This window comes from Microbacterium enclense (assembly GCF_001456955.1).
Taxonomy (GTDB): domain Bacteria; phylum Actinomycetota; class Actinomycetes; order Actinomycetales; family Microbacteriaceae; genus Microbacterium; species Microbacterium enclense.
Genome location: NZ_KQ758470.1, coordinates 245,598 through 260,749 on the forward strand (window position 1 = coordinate 245,598; position 15,152 = coordinate 260,749).

The window sequence follows — 15,152 nt, forward strand, 5'->3', positions numbered from 1 at the left end:
CTCAGCGCGTGCGGTGCGTTCGCGCCGCGTCGCGAGACGGCATCTCGCAGACATCTCGTTCGCGGCCTGCGACCGAGGTGCCAGCGAGGTGCAGTCTCGAGCCGAGGCATGTGCCCGCGCGCTCCGCGCTTCAGCCCCGTGCCCGCGCGCTCCGCGCTTCAGCCCAGCGCCCGCGCGCTCCGCGCTTCAGCCCCGCGCGCTCCGCTCGGCGCCGCGCCCCGCCGTGCTCCCGCGCCCCGGGCCTTCGCCTCAGTCGAGGATGCGGCAGTGCGTGGTGAGTTCGCCGATGCCGTCGATGCCCACGGTCACGGTCGAGCGGTCGCGCAGGAAGATCTGCGGGTCGCGCGAGTAGCCGGCGCCGCCGGGGCTGCCGGTGGAGATGAGGGTGCCGGGCAGGAGCGTCACCGACTCCGACAGCTTGTGGATGAGGGTCGCCACCGACCGCACCATCTGGCCGGTGCTGGCATCCTGCACGGTGTGTCCGTCGACGACGGTCCAGATGTGCAGGTCTTGCGGGTCGGGGATCTCGTCGGCCGTGACCACGAACGGACCCGTCGGGGTGAAACCGTCGAACGACTTGCAGCGCGACCACTGCGCCTCGGAGAACTGGATGTTGCGGGCGGTGATGTCGTTGACGACGGTGTAGCCCCACACGTGCTGCAGAGCATCGGCCTCGGAGATGTCGCGACCGGGGCGGCCGATGATCACGCCGAGCTCGGCTTCGTAGTCGACGGCCTCGCTGAGCGTGCGCGGCCAGGAGGTGGTGGCCTCGTGGGCGGTGAGCGAGTTGGGCCACAGCACGAAGACGGTGGGGCCGGCATCGGTCTTCAGCCCGAGCTCGCCCGAGTGGGCCGCGTAGTTCAGGCCCACCGCGAGGATCGAGGGGGGAGCGAGCACGGCCGAGGCGAATCGGATGCCGGGGAGGGGATGCCGCGGTGCCGCCGGCGCGGCCTCGCGCACGCGGTCGAGCAGCGCGTCGCCGCCGGCGATGAGCTGCTCGAGCGTGGACGGCGCGCCGTCGAAGAGCGCGTCGACGAAGACGAACTCCTCGCCGTGGACGGAGATGAGACGGGGGGCTTCGGCCCCTTCCTCGGACTGGGCGTGGGCGAAGCGCATGCCTCCACGCTACCCGTGCGGGCGCGGAACCGGGGAGCTCGCAAGCCCCGGATGCCATGTCGGAGGCCGCATCTAGGCTGTGCGCATGAGTTCCCCCTCGCCGTTCTCCCGACCCGGTTCGGGTGAAGCCACGCGCATCACGGCGGCACCGCAGGCGGCCGCGTCCGCCGCTCCGCCGCGATCGCGGCGCGGGGGTGTGGCGCTGTGGGTGGTCGCCGTGCTCCTCGTGCCCCTGCTCGCGCTGCTGGTGCGGTACTTCACCGGATTCCTGGGCACCGCGGCATCCTTCATCGGCCTGGTCCTCGCCGCGATCCCGTTCGTGATCGTGTGGGTCGCGGTGCGCTACATCGACCGGTGGGAGCCGGAGCCGCGTCGGCTGCTCATCTTCGCGACGGCGTGGGGAGCGATCGCTGCGGTGGTCATCGCCCTCGGTGTCGATCTGCTCGTGACACTGGTGACCGGGGGCCTGCCGCCCGCCTTCAGCTCCGTCGTGCAGGCGCCGATCGTCGAAGAGATCGCCAAGGGCCTCGGCGTGCTGCTCATCTTCGCGTTCGCGCGCCGCGCCTTCGACGGTCCCGTCGACGGCATCGTCTACGGCGCCCTCATCGGTGCGGGTTTCGCGCTCACCGAGAACGTGCAGTACTTCGCCATCAGCTACCTCGAGGGCGGCCCCGGGCAGGTGGCGAGCACCTTCTTCCTGCGGGCGGTGCTGTCGCCCTTCGCCCACGTGATGTTCACCTGCCTGACGGGCTTCGCATTCGGCCTGGCCGCGCGGCGCGGGCTCAGCACGGGTGCCGCACTCCGTTACGGCATCCCGGGTGTCATCGGGGCCATCGTCCTCCACGCCCTGTGGAACGGGTCGGCCACGTTCTTCGACTTCTTCGAGCTCTACGCCGCGCTGCAGGTGCCGTTGTTCGTGTTGTTCATCCTCGGCATCCTGGCGCTGCGCCGAGAAGAGACCCGGCTGACGCGCGCGCGGCTCGGCGAGTACGCGACAGCGGGCTGGTTCACCCCGCAAGAGGTCGACATGCTCGCGACCGGGCCGGGCCGCCGCTCCGCCGTGGCGTGGGCGCGCACCCTCCCCGGTGACCGCTCGGCGGTGATGAAGACCTTCATCGCGGATGCCACGGCTCTCGCGGCCGCACGTCAGCGCTCGCTGTCGGGTCGCGACCCTCACGCGCCGGCCACCGAACGCTATCTGCTGGAACGCACGATGGCGGCGCGCACCGCTTTGCTCGGTCGCTGACCGCGGCGCGGGTCTTGACACCGCGGCCGGGTGAGCGCACCATCGATGTAGGCCAACTCAGCGCCCGGGAGACACGCAGGCATCGCCGCGGCACCGGGCGCTGAGTCTTTCTCCGGGGGCGTTGTCCAGGGGCTTCGCGAGTGGCGTCGGCGTGCTTGGATGGAGGCATGACTGATCGCACCAAGCCGGAGTTCGACGCTCCCAGCGGCCCCGCCCCCTCCGACCTCGTCATCCGCGACATCATCGTCGGCGACGGCGACGAGGCCAAGCCCGGCGACACCGTCACCGTGCACTACGCCGGTGTCGAGTACGAATCGGGTGAAGAGTTCGACTCCTCGTGGGGTCGTGGCGAGAGCATCCAGTTCCCCCTCCGCGGCCTGATCCAGGGCTGGCAGGACGGCATCCCGGGCATGAAGGTCGGGGGACGCCGCGAGCTCGTCATCCCTCCGCACCTGGCCTACGGTCCCGCCGGCGGACACTTCCTGGGCGGCAAGACCCTCATCTTCATCATCGACCTGCTCAAGGTCGGCTGACCAGGCTTTCTTCATCGAGAGTTCACGAACCCGAGGGGGCTGCGGCCTCCTCGGGTTCGTTGTTTTCCTCGATCGTGGAATACATTCGTGTGAATGGGAGTTGATGCTCGGCAGGACGCCGACACGGCTCCCCAGACCTCAAGGAGTGACATGACCGACACCACCACCCTCGACATCCCCGGCTACAAGGCGGGCACCTGGGTTCTCGACCCGTCGCACAGCGAGGTCACCTTCTCGGTGCGCCACATGATGATCTCGAAGGTCCGCGGCACCTTCGGCATGAAGAGCGCGACCATCGTCGCCCCCGAGAACCCGCTCGAGGCCACCGTCGAGGCCTCCGTCGACGTCACCTCCGTCGACACCAAGGACGAGGGCCGCGACCAGCACCTGCGGTCGGCCGAGTTCTTCGACGTCGAGACCTACCCGACGATGGACTTCCGCTCCACCGGCGTTCGTCTCGAAGACGGCGACTTCCTCGTCGACGGCGACCTGACCATCCGCGGCATCACCAAGCCCGCCACCTTCGCGCTCGACTTCGGCGGCTTCGGCACCGACCCGTGGGGCAACTACAAGGCCGGCGCGACCGCGAAGACGGTCGTCAACCGCGAGGACTTCGGCCTCACCTGGAACGCCGCGCTCGAGACCGGCGGCGTGCTCGTCGGCAAGGACGTCACCATCGAGCTCGACCTGCAGCTCGCGCTCCAGGCCTGATCGATCCGCAGCGCGCGCTGCGGGACGGTTCCCTCCGACGGCCCCGGATGCTTCGGCATCCGGGGCCGTCGTCGTCTCCGCCGAACAGGCGAGCGAGTGGGGCGCGGGGCGAGGACTCGCGGCCGTCAGGTACGGGCGCGATGCGGCAGGCGGATCCGCTGCTGCACGAGCAGGATCCCGACGAACACGACCGCGGCCCCCACCGGCTCGTTCCAGGAGATGCGCTCGCCCAGGATCAGGATGCCGAGCGCCACCCCGACCACCGGCGTGATGTACGTGACGGTCGAGGCCCGCGTCGGGCCCCAGGCACGCAACACGTTCTGGTTCCAGACGTAGGCGAAGCCGGTGCCGAGGACGCCGAGCGTGACGATGCTGCCGACGACGGGCGGCGTGAGCCGCATCGGCTCGGCCAGGATCACCGGCGACAGCAGCACCATGAGGGCCGCAGCAGGCGCGATGTACCCGAAGGCGAGGGAGATCCCCGACAGTCCCGTATCACCGAGGAATCGACGCATGTAGGCGAGGCTGAAGCCATAACAGGCGGTGGCGCCCAGCAGGGCGAGCTGCGCGACGGTGCTGTCGGCGATCTCGCCGACGGCGCCCGGGGCGATGATCACGACCACCCCGACGATGCCGACGGCGATGCCCGTCAGCTGGCCCACCTTCAGGCTCTCGACGCGGAACACCGCCCACGCCATGATCGCGGTCATGATCGGGGTCGTCGCGTTGAAGATGCTCGCGAGTCCCGACGGGACGTGCTGCTCCGCCCACGCGAACAGCAGGAACGGGATGACGCAGAACGTCAGGCCGAGCAGGCAGAGGTGCGCCCAGATCCGTCGCCCCCGTGGGAGACGCTCCCGACGGATCGCGACGATCGCCGCGAGTGTGACCGCGCCGAAGAACAGGCGCCCGCCCGCAACCTGCGCCGGCGTCATGCCCGTCAGTGCGACCGCGATGAAGAGGAAGCTCGAGCCCCACACGATGCCGGCCAGCACGAACTGCACGGTGACGCTGACGGGGGACGAGGGAGGTCGGGATGCCACGTCTCCGACCCTAGAACCGACCCGCGACATCGCGCGGGCCGAGCGAGTGCGACGGCCGGAATCCGCCGATGGTCGGCAGTCTTGTCTTTGCGGGTGCCGTACCGGGAGCAAGGCGGTGCCGGATCGCTGTGTCGCTCATCGCACCGGTCAGCGTCGTCGCACGGCGTCAGGGCTGCGGATCGAGGGCGTCGTAGTGGCGGAAACGGGGGGAGAACCTCACGAGCGTGCCGACCAGGCCGAGGATGAGGATGCCGCCGAACAGCGGTGGAACCCAGAGTGCGGCGATCGTGGCGAGCGTGCCGGCGTAAAGGGCGCCGACGCGTGGGCCACCGGCCACCACGACGATGAAGATGCCCTGGAGGCGGCCGCGCATGGCATCCGGAACCGCCGCCTGCATCATGGTCGAGCGATAGATCGCGCTGACGTTGTCGGCGGCACCCGAGACGGCGAGGACGAGGGCGGCCAGCACGATGAGCGCGACGGCGGCGTGGGACTCGTCGACGATGTCGGGGCGCAGCCAGCCGAGGGTGGCGGCGAGCAGGACGAGCCCGAAGGCGCCGATGGACAGCCCGTAGACCTGGATCGCGCGTTCGATTCCGAGGCCCTGTCGGCGCACGCGTCCGATCGGGCCCGAGAACAGGCTCGACAGGAACGCCCCCGCCGCGACGGCCGCCGTGAGCACACCGGTGGTGATGGCGCCGCCGCCGAGCAGGACGGCACCGATGGCAGGGAAGAGGGCGACGGGTTGTCCGAACGTCATCGCGATGATGTCGAGGATGTACTGCAGCCGGATGTTCGGCGCGCGCTTCAGGAAGCGGATACCGTCGCGCAACGACTCCAGGCCGGGCCGCACCACCTCGCCCTCCGGTCGGAGTCTCGGTAGAGACCACAGCCCCAGGAACAGCGAGGTCATGAGCAGCACATCGAGCGAGTACGTCCAGGCGTAGCCGGCGAACGCCACGAGCACTCCGGCGAGGGCGGGGCCGGCCATCACCATGATGCCGACGGTCACCCCCTGCAACGCCGCAGCGGCGGGCAGGAGGTCTCGGGGGATCAGGCGCGGGGTGATGGCCGACTTCGTCGCCATGACGATGGAGTTCGCGGCAGAATTCACCACGCTGAGCACGAAGAGCCAGCCCACCGTCTCGAGCCCCGACCACGCCAGGACCGCGAGCAAAGCGGTGGACGCGAACGTCACCACCGCCGCGAGCAGGGCCACGGTGCGCCGGTCGAAGGCGTCGGCGAGCATGCCGCCGTACAGGCCCGCGACGATCATCGGCAGCAGCCCCGCCACCGCGATCATCGATACCGCGAAGGTGCTCTGGGTCAGTTCGAACACGTGCAGCATGACGGCGACGACCGTGAGCTGGCCGCCGAGCCCCGCCAGCGTCGACCCGATCCACAAGCGTGCGAACGCCGGGGAGGTGGTGAGCGGACGCAGGTCGATAAACGCGCTCTGGCGCACGCTCACGCGTCGACCTCGACGCGCTTCACCCGAGCCGTGTGGCCGCGGAGGATCTCGATGTCGCGGGGCGCGACGGCGAAGTGGGTGGCGAGGGCCTTCACGACCCCGGCGTTCGCGGCGCCGTCGACCGCACGCTCGCGCACGTGGACGACGAGGCCGTCGGCGGTGTCTTCGACGAGGGGACCGCGGCGGCTTCCGGGCTTGACGCGAACGGTGAGCTGCACGGATCGAGGCTACGCCAGGCCTACGACATCGGACCGCGGGTGACCGGACGGGGGCGTTGCCGGGCGCTGCGTTCATGGCATCCGGATGCTGGTATACTCATGCGGTTGCCGTTCGATCGGCCGCGGATAAAGAGAGCTCGCACATCGTGTGACGGGCGCCGCGCAATGAGAAGGAAGGGGATCCCATCTATGGCACTCGAAGCAGACGTCAAGAAGGCGATCATCGAAGAGTACGCGACGCACCCCGGTGACACCGGATCCCCCGAGGTGCAGGTCGCGATGATGACGCAGCGCATCAAAGACCTGACCGAGCACCTCAAGATCCACAAGCACGACCACCACTCGCGCCGTGGACTCTTCCTGCTCGTCGGTCAGCGCCGTCGCCTGCTGGGTTACCTGCAGGACGTCGACATCAACCGTTACCGCTCGCTCATCGAGCGTCTCGGTCTGCGTCGCTAATCGCACCAGCGTTCTATCGCGCAAAACATTCTTGGAAGGCCGCCCCACGGTGTGGGGCGGCCTTCGGCGTTTCGGGACGCTCGCCCGCGCGACACCCGCGCTGCGCGGGGTTTTGTCGCGCTGTCGCCCTTCGCGCCGCCACCGCGCGGCGTCCCGCTCCGCGACAAACGCCGCCCCGTGCGAAAAACGCCCTGTCGAGGCGTGTCTCGCACGAGACGGCGTTTCTCGCGGCACCGAGCGCGTCCGACCCCCGCGCAAGCCGCGCTTGACGCCTGCGCAAATCGCGGTCGTCTCCGGGCGGCGTCTCCCGCTGTGAGAAACGCCGCCCCGTGTGAGAAACGCCCTGTCGAGGCGTGTCTCGCGCGAGACGGCGTTTATCGCCACGCAGAGCGCGGGTGCCCCGGCGCAGAGCGCGTCTGCCCTGGCGCGGTGCGCGAGCGGATGACCCAGGCGCCGAGCGGACGCGACCGGCCCGGGGTCAGGATGCCGCGCGGGCGGCCAGGAGGTCGGGATGCCAGCGCTCGGCCACGTCGGGGTGGGCCCGCAGACGCGACTTGAGGGCGTTCTCACCGTAGGTCGCGTGGATGGGATTCGTCGGATCGTCCTCGACCCCGCGCGCCTCGGCGGCGAGCTCGGCCGGCAGCTCGATGATCGGCAGCCGGGCGTCGAGGGCCGGATTGAAGAAGAACGGCACCGAGATGCGCTCGTCGGGGAAGCGCGGTGAGATCACGCGGTGGTTCGTGGCGCGCAGGTAGCCCTGCGTGGCGTACTCGAGCAGCTCGCCGATGTTCACCACGAACGCGCCGGGAACCGGGGGAGCGTCGACCCATTCGCCGTCACGCTCGACCTGCAGTCCGCCCTTGCCGGGCTCGACCCAGAGGAGCGTGAGGACGCCGGAGTCCTTGTGTGCGCCGACCCCTTGTTGCGGAGTGGGGTCGTCCTTACCGGGGTAACGGACGATCTTGATGAGGGTCTGCGGGTCGCCGAAGTGGCGGTCGAAGTACTGCTCCTCGGCGCCGAGCGCGAGGGCCCAGGCGCGCAGCAGTTTGCGCGCGACGCCGGTGAGGTGGTCGTGCCATTCGGTGACGACGTCCTTCAGTTCGGGTTGAGCGCCAGGCCAGAGGTTGGGGCCGATGAGCCGGTTGTAGCCCGGGCCGCCGGTGATCGCGGCGCGCTCGGGCCCGATGTCGATCTGCTCGCGCCAGTCGACGCGGCCCTGCGTGCGCTCGCCGCCGACGCGCGTGTAGCCGCGGAAGTGCGGGCTCGTGACGTTCTCGATCGAGAGCTTCTCGGCCTCGGGGAGTGCGAAGAAGTCCTTCGCCGCCTGCAGCAGGCGCGCCTCGAGTTCGGCGCCGACCCCGGTGCCGGTCAGGTAGAAGAAGCCGACGTCATGGGTCGCGGCGCGCAGGTCGTCGCGGAAGCGGGCCGCGGCATCCGGTCCTTCATCGAGAAGGGACAGATCGAGGACGGGGAGATTCAGCTCGGACATGCGACGAGGCTAGGTCGGGCGCCCGATCGGTGGGGCGAATGTTGCCGACGATTACCTCGCCCGATCCTGGCCCGGGGAGTCGGGCGTGCGCGAAGCGGCGAAAGTGCGTAATCTGTCACAGTCAGGTGAGGCTGTCCTTACCTGACCCGCAGCGTCGCGGCCCCTCTGAACCCGAAAGTCGGACCACCGCCCGTGCTCGCCAGCTTCTTCGCCACCTTCCTCATCGGCCTCCGCGAAGGCCTCGAGGCCGCGCTCGTCGTCGGCATCCTCGTGGCCTACCTGACCCGCGTCGGACGCCGCGACGCCCTGCCGAAGCTGTGGACCGGTGTCGGTCTCGCGATCGCCCTCGCCCTGGGCGTCGGCGCGATCTTCACCTTCGGCGCGTACATGCTGACGTTCGAGGCGCAGGAGCTGCTCGGCGGTGGACTCTCGCTCCTCGCCGTCGCGATGGTGACCTGGATGATCTTCTGGATGCAGAAGGCCGGCCGCACGCTGAAGGCGGGCCTCGAGGGCGGCGTCGAGAAGGCGCTCCGCAGCGGCGTGTGGGCGCTGGTCGCGATCGGCTTCGTCTCGGTCGCGCGCGAGGGTGTGGAGACGACGCTGTTCCTGTGGGCGATGGTGCAGTCGTTCCAGGACCAGTCGGAGGCTCTGCTCGGCGCCGTGGTCGGGCTCGGCGTCGCCGCCGTGCTCGGCTGGCTCATCGCTCGGGGGATGCTCCGTCTGAACCTCGCGCGCTTCTTCGCGTGGAGCGGTGGCTTCCTCGTCGTCGTGGCCGCGGGTGTGCTGGCCTACGCGATCCATGACCTGCAGGAGGCGGGCGCCCTGCCCGGCCCCTTCGGGGTGGGCGCACCGCTCGATCCCGTCACCGGCGGTGTCGCCACCGGCTGGGCGGGGTTCCCCTTCGGCTGGGCGTTCGACGTCTCGGCGCAGATCGCGCCGTCGGGACCGCTCGCCGCGCTGCTGCAGGCCACGGTCGGGTTCATGCCCGCCATGACGTGGCTGCAGGTGGCCGCGTGGGTTGTGTACATCGCCGTCGTCGTGCCCCTCTTCGTGCGCGGCGTGCGTGCGAAGCAGTGGCCGCGTTCGTCTTCGGAGGGGGATGCCACGTCGCCCGGGGCCGGCGAGACCGTAGGGTCTGCATCGCCCGCGGACGATGAGCCCGCGACCGCACGCCTGTCCGGCGCCGCGGCCTCCGCGACTCCGCGCCCGTCCGGCGCCGACGCCGCCTCTCAGACCCCCGGCTCCCGCGACGTGCCCGACGCCGCGGCATCCGCCCTCCACCCGAACGGAGCATCATGACCTCGACCCGCCTCCTCGCGGCCACCGCCCTGGCCGGCGTCGCCGCGCTCGCCCTCTCCGGTTGCGTCGCCAAGACCGACGCCGCTGCGGGCGGAGCGCTCACCGTCACTTCGACCGCCGACGGGTGCGCGGTGTCGGCCGCGTCGGCCCCGAGCGGAACCGTCGCCTTCGACGTGAGCAACCAGAGCGACCAGACCACGGAGTTCTACCTGCTGGCATCCGATGGGCTCCGCATCGTCGGCGAGGTCGAGAACATCGCCCCCGGCGCGTCACGCAGCCTGACGGTCGTCGCGCAGCCCGGCGAGTACTACACGCTGTGCAAGCCCGGCATGGTCGGCGACGGTGTCGGGCGCGCGAGCTTCTCGGTGACCGGCGAGGCCGTCGCGGTCGAGGGCCCGGATGCCGAGCAGAAGCAGCAGGCCGTCGACCTTTACGCCGCATTCGTGAAAGACCAGGTCGGCCAGCTCATCCCGGCCGTGCAGACCTTCGCCGCCGCCTACGAGTCGGGCGACGACGCGGCCGCGCGCGAGCAGTTCCCGCGCGTGCGCGCGTACTACGAGCGCATCGAGCCCATCGCCGAGGCGCTCGGCGACCTCGACCCGCGCATCGACTACCGCGAGGTCGACGCCGTGGCCGAGGGCCTGGACTGGACGGGCTTCCACCGCATCGAGAAAGACCTGTGGGTGCCCGCGCAGGACGCGCTGAACGCCGACGGCGAGACCCCGGCGTGGACGAACTGGGCGCCGTCGACCCCCGCCGAGCGTGCGACGTACGGAGACAAGCTCATCGCCGACACGCAGGAGCTCTACGACTACGTGCACGGTGAGGAGTTCACCCAGGCGCTCGACGCGCAGGGTGTCGCGGGCATCTCGAACGGCGCCATCGCGCTGCTCGACGAGGTCGCCACCGGCAAGATCAGCGGCGAGGAGGACTGGTGGTCGGGCACCGACCTCTACGACTTCGCGGCCAACGTCGAGGGGTCGAAGATGGCGTTCTCGCTCGTGCGCGACTTCGCCGCGTCGAAGGGCGACAAGGGCGCGGAACTGGTCACGCGCATCGACACGGGCTACGCCGACCTCGAGGCGGCGCTCGCTGCCCACGGCTCGGCCGACGCCGGCTTCGTGCCGTACGCGCAGCTCACCGAGGCCGACAAGCGGCAGTTCACCGACCTCATCAACGCCCTCGCCGAGCCGCTGTCGCAGCTGACGGTCACGATCCTCGAGTGAGCATGGGCGAGCAGCAGATCCCGGATGCCACGGACCCCGCGTCCGTGGAGCCGGAGCCTCAGCGCGGTCTGTCTCGCCGCGGCCTCATGGGCCTGGCCCTCGGCGCGGGAGCGGCCGGTGTCGCGCTGGGCGCCGGTGGCGGCGTCGTCGGGGGCATCGCTCTCGGCCGCGATCAGGCGCAGGCGGCGACGGATGCCGTGGCCCCGGCCTCCGGCATCCATCAGCCCGGCATCACGACGCCGGTGCAGGATCACCTGCACTTCGCGGCGTACGACATGATGGCGCGGACCACCCGCGACGACCTCGCCGAACTGCTCGCCGACTGGACGTACGCGGCCACGCGCATGATGCAGGGGCTCGACGTCAGCGCGACGGGCGCGGTCGGCGGGTCGCCCGAGGCGCCGCCCGACGACACTGGCGAGGCGCTGGGGCTGCCCGCGAGCAACCTCACCATCACGTTCGGGTTCGGCCCGTCGCTCTTCGACTCCCGGTTCGGGCTCGAGGGGCAGCGTCCGGCGGGGCTCGAGCGCCTTCCGGCGTTCCTCGGCGACGACCTCGACCCGCTGCGCTCCGACGGCGACCTGTGCATCCAGGCCTGCGCCGATGATCCGCAGGTCGCGGTGCACGCGATCCGCAATCTCAGCCGCATCGCCTTCGGGCGCGCGACGATCCGATGGTCGCAGCTGGGGTTCGGCCGCACGTCGAAGACCACCTCGGATCAGGCGACACCGCGCAACCTGTTCGGATACAAAGACGGAACGGCCAACATCCTCGCCGACGACACGGCCGCGCTGGACGAGAACGTGTGGGTCTCGGCATCCGAGGGACCGGCATGGCTCGCGGGCGGGTCGTATCTCGTCGCGCGGCGCATCGCGATGCTCATCGAGACCTGGGACCGCACGCGCCTCGCCGAGCAGGACCGCGTGGTCGGCCGCGACAAGGCGAAGGGCGCGCCGCTCTCGGGCGGTGACGAATTCACGGCGCCGGACTTCGCGGCCGTCGGCAGCTCGGGGAAGCCGGCGATCGACGCCCGCAGTCACGTGCGTCTCGCGCACCCCGACAACAACGGCGGCATTCGGATCCTGCGGCGCGGCTACAACTTCGTCGACGGCACGACCGACCTCGGGCGGCTGAACGCGGGACTGTTCTTCCTGTCGTTCCAGAAGAGTCCCGACAGCTTCATCACGCTGCAGAGGGCCCTGTCGACGGATGCCATGGGCGAATACCTGCGCCACGTCGGGTCGGGGCTCTGGGCCGTTCCGCCGGCCCCCGCGGCGGGCGCATCGGTGGGAGCGGGGCTGCTCGGGGCGTGAGCCTGGGCGCCACAGCTCCCGGGGGCGTCGCGCGGGCCGCGGCTTCTCGGCGCGCGAGCCATGGCGCGGCGCAGGCCGGTCCGGCGCGTGAGCCAGGGGACGTCGCGCGGGGCGGTGCCGCCCGGGGCGAGCCCGGATCCCGGTGGGCTCGACGCCGTGGCCTCGAACGCGACAAACGCTCCCTGCCGAAAGAAACGTCGTCTGCACGCGTTTCTTGGAGCAGGGAGCGTTTCTCGCTGACAGGGATGCCGTGAGACGAGTACGGAATAAACCTCGGCGCGATGCGTTCCACCATGTATATTCAGATGCATACAAACAGGAGGCGCATCATGAGTGAGAGCAGCAACTGGCCCGGAATGCAGTTCGGCGTCATGACGGTGAGCGACATCACCCAGGACCCGACCACGGGCAAGACGCCGAGCGAGGCTCAGCGCATCAAGGACACCCTCACGATCGCCAAGCACACCGAAGAGGTGGGCCTCGACGTCTTCGCCCTCGGCGAGCACCACAACCCGCCGTTCTGGTCGTCGTCGCCGACGACGACGCTCGCGTACATCGCGGCGCAGACCGAGCGGCTCATCCTCACGACCTCGACGACCCTCATCACCACCAACGACCCGGTGAAGATCGCCGAGGACTTCGCGATGCTGCAGCACGTGTCGGGCGGTCGCGCCGACCTCATGCTCGGCCGCGGCAACACCGGTCCCGTGTACCCGTGGTTCGGCAAAGACATCCGTCAGGGCCTGCCGCTCACCATCGAGAACTACGACCTGCTCCACAAGCTGTGGCGTGAAGACGTCGTCGACTGGGAGGGGAAGTTCCGCACCCCGCTGCAGGGCTTCACCTCGACCCCGCGCCCGCTGGACGGCGTGCCCCCGTTCGTGTGGCACGGCTCGATCCGCACGCCCGAGATCGCCGAGCAGGCCGCCTATTACGGCAACGGCTTCTTCGCGAACAACATCTTCTGGCCCAAGGAGCACTACCAGCGCCTCATCACCCTGTACCGCGAGCGCTTCGCCCACTACGGCCACGGCACGCCCCAGCAGGCGATCGTCGGCCTCGGCGGCCAGGTGTTCATGCGCGCGAACTCGCAGGACGCGGTGCGCGAATTCCGCCCCTACTTCGACAACGCGCCGGTGTACGGTCACGGCCCGAGCCTCGAGGACTTCAGCGAGATGACGCCGCTGACCGTCGGCTCGCCGCAGCAGGTCATCGACCGCTACGCCGCGATGCGCGAGACGTTCGGCGACTACCAGCGCCAGCTCTTCTTGATCGACCACGCGGGTCTGCCGACCAAGACGGTGCTCGAGCAGCTCGACATCCTCGGGTCGGAGGTCGTGCCGGTGCTGCGCAAGGAGCTGCAGAAGAACCGTCCGGCCGAGGTGCCCGACGCGCCGACCCACGCCAACCTGGTCGAGAAGATCTATGCCGGCGCCGCCCCGCGCCAGGCCGTCCCCGGCGCCAACCGCGGCGACAACATGGTCGCGGGCAGCCCCTACCAGGATGCCGCTCCGCGCTCGGGTAGCGCGTTCGGGGCTGCCGCGTCGAAGGTCGGTGCCTGACATGGCCACCCGTCGCATCGCGGTGGTCACCGCCGGGCTGTCGACCCCGTCGTCGACCCGCATGCTGGGCGACCGCCTGGCGCACGCCGCGCTCGCCGAGTTGCGCGAGCGCGGGATCGATGCCACCAGCGACGTGTTCGAGCTGCGCGACTACGCGCACGAGCTCACCGACAACCTGCTCACCGGCTTCGCTCCTCCGGCGCTCGAGCAGATGATCAACACGGTCGTCTCGGCCGACGGCATCATCGCCGTCACGCCCATCTTCTCCACGAGCTACTCGGGGCTGTTCAAGTCGTTCATCGACGTGCTCGACCCGCAGGCCCTCAACGGCACGCCCGTGCTGATCGGTGCGAACGCCGGTACCGCACGGCACTCGCTCGCGATCGACTACGCGATCCGTCCGCTCTTCACCTATCTGCACGCCGACCCGGTGCCGACGGGTGTGTTCGCGGCTTCCAGTGACTGGGGATCGAGCGCCGACGAGGTGGCCCCGCTCGGCTCGCGCGTCGACCGCGGCGCCCGGGAGTTCGCGGATGCCATCGCGGCCCGCGAGCCCGTGCGCGACGCCGACCCGTTCGACCCGTCGTCGTACCTCGGCGAGGGGCGCTCGTTCGGTCACCTGCTGGGTGGTCTGTCGGGGGAGTGAGCCCCCGCCGGAGCCCCGTCACCCGTGTGGGTGGCGGGGCTTCTTCGCGGTGCACGGGGTGTGCGTGCACGACGCGCCGACGGGCACCGGATTCGCAAGATGTGCATCGGATCGGGCGCCGATCTTCGGATCCGACGCCCCTCCCCGGATCCGCTGCGCCGCCCGCAGACCACCGCGCGCGGTTCTAGGGTGGCAACGACGAGAGGGAACCCGAATGGATGCCGCGCAGTGGGACGAGCGATACCGAGCCTCCGCCGGGGGAGTGTGGGCGACGCAGCCGCCGGCCGTCGTGCGCGAGATCACCGCGACGCTTCCGCCCGGGACCGCGATCGACGTGGCGACCGGTGACGGGCGCACCGCGCTGTGGCTCGCCGAGCGCGGGTGGGACTGCACCGGCGTGGACTTCTCGAGTGCGGGTCTGGCGCTGGCGGCGGCGCGACCCGGCGGTGACGCCGTGCGCTGGACCCCGGGTGACGTCCTCGAGTGGCAGCCCGAGGCTCAGGTCGACCTGGTGGTGTCGTGCTACCTGCACCTGCCCGACAGCGCCGCCGCCGTCGCCCGCGTCGCGGAGTGGGTCGCGCCCGGGGGGACGCTGCTCGTGCTCGGCCATGACGTCGACAACATCGCCGCGGGCGGGCACGGCCCGTCCGACCCGGCCATCCTGTACACACCCGATCTGCTGCGCGGTGCGCTGGACGACAGGTTCCGCATCGAGCGGTGCGAGCGGGTCGTCCGTGCGAGCGGCGATGCCGAGTTGCGCGACGGGCAGCACGCGGCCGCGATCGACACGCTGCTGCACGCGGTGCGCGTGCGCTGAAAG

At 70.5% G+C, this 15,152-nt stretch carries 15 protein-coding genes; 10 read left to right on the forward strand and 5 right to left on the reverse strand.

Annotation, left to right across the window (positions count from 1 at the left end):
- Window positions 1-249: 249 nt before the first annotated feature.
- Window positions 250-1,116: a fumarylacetoacetate hydrolase family protein gene (locus tag AS029_RS09015; RefSeq protein WP_058232256.1), complete on the reverse strand. Its 867-nt coding sequence runs from the start codon at window positions 1,114-1,116 to the stop codon at window positions 250-252.
- Window positions 1,117-1,201: 85 nt separating this feature from the next.
- Here AS029_RS09015 and AS029_RS09020 point away from each other — a divergent pair, with 85 nt between their 5' ends.
- The 3 genes from AS029_RS09020 to AS029_RS09030 all read left to right on the forward strand — a co-directional run bounded on the left by AS029_RS09020 (window position 1,202) and on the right by AS029_RS09030 (window position 3,606).
- A complete protein-coding gene (locus tag AS029_RS09020; RefSeq protein ID WP_058232257.1) occupies window positions 1,202-2,362 on the forward strand; it encodes a PrsW family intramembrane metalloprotease in 1,161 nt (386 codons plus the stop codon).
- Window positions 2,363-2,529: 167 nt separating this feature from the next.
- On the forward strand, window positions 2,530-2,895 hold the full coding sequence (locus AS029_RS09025) for an FKBP-type peptidyl-prolyl cis-trans isomerase (RefSeq protein ID WP_013583439.1): 366 nt from the start codon (window positions 2,530-2,532) through the stop codon (window positions 2,893-2,895).
- A 150-nt stretch (window positions 2,896-3,045) separates the two neighbouring features.
- Window positions 3,046-3,606, forward strand: coding sequence for a YceI family protein (locus tag AS029_RS09030; protein ID WP_058232258.1), 561 nt, complete (start codon window positions 3,046-3,048; stop codon window positions 3,604-3,606).
- A gap of 125 nt (window positions 3,607-3,731) precedes the next feature.
- Here the strand turns inward: AS029_RS09030 and AS029_RS09035 are convergent, their stop codons facing one another.
- From AS029_RS09035 to AS029_RS09045, 3 genes are all read right to left on the reverse strand, one after another.
- Window positions 3,732-4,679 (reverse strand): DMT family transporter, encoded by a 948-nt coding sequence (locus tag AS029_RS09035; protein ID WP_058232259.1) that lies wholly within the window; start codon window positions 4,677-4,679, stop codon window positions 3,732-3,734.
- Window positions 4,680-4,815: 136 nt separating this feature from the next.
- The gene (locus AS029_RS09040; RefSeq protein WP_058232260.1) at window positions 4,816-6,120 is read right to left on the reverse strand and encodes an MFS transporter; all 1,305 of its coding nucleotides are present in this window, start codon (window positions 6,118-6,120) and stop codon (window positions 4,816-4,818) included.
- On the reverse strand, window positions 6,117-6,338 hold the full coding sequence (locus AS029_RS09045; protein ID WP_058232261.1) for a DUF167 domain-containing protein: 222 nt from the start codon (window positions 6,336-6,338) through the stop codon (window positions 6,117-6,119). The genes AS029_RS09040 and AS029_RS09045 overlap by 4 nt, the downstream gene beginning before the upstream one ends.
- Before the next feature lie 189 nt (window positions 6,339-6,527).
- On the opposite strand from AS029_RS09045, the gene rpsO reads away from it, so the two are divergent.
- The gene (gene rpsO, locus AS029_RS09050; RefSeq protein ID WP_013583433.1) at window positions 6,528-6,797 is read left to right on the forward strand and encodes a 30S ribosomal protein S15; all 270 of its coding nucleotides are present in this window, start codon (window positions 6,528-6,530) and stop codon (window positions 6,795-6,797) included.
- Between the two features lie 478 nt (window positions 6,798-7,275).
- Here the strand turns inward: rpsO and AS029_RS09055 are convergent, their stop codons facing one another.
- Window positions 7,276-8,286: an isopenicillin N synthase family dioxygenase gene (locus AS029_RS09055; RefSeq protein ID WP_058232262.1), complete on the reverse strand. Its 1,011-nt coding sequence runs from the start codon at window positions 8,284-8,286 to the stop codon at window positions 7,276-7,278.
- Window positions 8,287-8,478: 192 nt separating this feature from the next.
- Here AS029_RS09055 and efeU point away from each other — a divergent pair, with 192 nt between their 5' ends.
- The 6 genes from efeU (at window position 8,479) to AS029_RS17600 (ending at window position 15,149) form a co-directional block, all read left to right on the forward strand.
- Window positions 8,479-9,585 (forward strand): iron uptake transporter permease EfeU, encoded by a 1,107-nt coding sequence (efeU, locus tag AS029_RS09060; protein ID WP_058232263.1) that lies wholly within the window; start codon window positions 8,479-8,481, stop codon window positions 9,583-9,585.
- On the forward strand, window positions 9,582-10,811 hold the full coding sequence (gene efeO, locus AS029_RS09065) for an iron uptake system protein EfeO (protein WP_058232264.1): 1,230 nt from the start codon (window positions 9,582-9,584) through the stop codon (window positions 10,809-10,811). Before efeU ends, efeO begins: the two co-directional genes overlap by 4 nt.
- Before the next feature lie 2 nt (window positions 10,812-10,813).
- Window positions 10,814-12,124, forward strand: a complete 1,311-nt coding sequence (gene efeB, locus AS029_RS09070; RefSeq protein ID WP_058232265.1) for an iron uptake transporter deferrochelatase/peroxidase subunit — start codon at window positions 10,814-10,816, stop codon at window positions 12,122-12,124.
- A 329-nt stretch (window positions 12,125-12,453) separates the two neighbouring features.
- Window positions 12,454-13,686 (forward strand): LLM class flavin-dependent oxidoreductase, encoded by a 1,233-nt coding sequence (locus AS029_RS09075; RefSeq protein WP_058232266.1) that lies wholly within the window; start codon window positions 12,454-12,456, stop codon window positions 13,684-13,686.
- 1 nt (window position 13,687) lies between these two features.
- The gene (locus AS029_RS09080; RefSeq protein WP_058232267.1) at window positions 13,688-14,332 is read left to right on the forward strand and encodes an FMN reductase; all 645 of its coding nucleotides are present in this window, start codon (window positions 13,688-13,690) and stop codon (window positions 14,330-14,332) included.
- A gap of 214 nt (window positions 14,333-14,546) precedes the next feature.
- On the forward strand, window positions 14,547-15,149 hold the full coding sequence (locus AS029_RS17600; RefSeq protein WP_058232268.1) for a class I SAM-dependent methyltransferase: 603 nt from the start codon (window positions 14,547-14,549) through the stop codon (window positions 15,147-15,149).
- Window positions 15,150-15,152 lie beyond the last annotated feature (3 nt).

Coding starts and splice junctions, on each gene's coding strand:
- efeO (WP_058232264.1), top strand. CDS start 9,582: ATGACCTCGACCCGCCTCCTCGCGGCCACCGCCCTGGCCGGCGTCGCC.
- AS029_RS09035 (WP_058232259.1), bottom strand. CDS start 4,679: ATGTCGCGGGTCGGTTCTAGGGTCGGAGACGTGGCATCCCGACCTCCC.
- rpsO (WP_013583433.1), top strand. CDS start 6,528: ATGGCACTCGAAGCAGACGTCAAGAAGGCGATCATCGAAGAGTACGCG.
- AS029_RS09080 (WP_058232267.1), top strand. CDS start 13,688: ATGGCCACCCGTCGCATCGCGGTGGTCACCGCCGGGCTGTCGACCCCG.
- AS029_RS17600 (WP_058232268.1), top strand. CDS start 14,547: ATGGATGCCGCGCAGTGGGACGAGCGATACCGAGCCTCCGCCGGGGGA.
- AS029_RS09025 (WP_013583439.1), top strand. CDS start 2,530: ATGACTGATCGCACCAAGCCGGAGTTCGACGCTCCCAGCGGCCCCGCC.
- AS029_RS09075 (WP_058232266.1), top strand. CDS start 12,454: ATGAGTGAGAGCAGCAACTGGCCCGGAATGCAGTTCGGCGTCATGACG.
- AS029_RS09055 (WP_058232262.1), bottom strand. CDS start 8,286: ATGTCCGAGCTGAATCTCCCCGTCCTCGATCTGTCCCTTCTCGATGAA.
- AS029_RS09020 (WP_058232257.1), top strand. CDS start 1,202: ATGAGTTCCCCCTCGCCGTTCTCCCGACCCGGTTCGGGTGAAGCCACG.
- AS029_RS09015 (WP_058232256.1), bottom strand. CDS start 1,116: ATGCGCTTCGCCCACGCCCAGTCCGAGGAAGGGGCCGAAGCCCCCCGT.
- AS029_RS09030 (WP_058232258.1), top strand. CDS start 3,046: ATGACCGACACCACCACCCTCGACATCCCCGGCTACAAGGCGGGCACC.
- efeB (WP_058232265.1), top strand. CDS start 10,814: ATGGGCGAGCAGCAGATCCCGGATGCCACGGACCCCGCGTCCGTGGAG.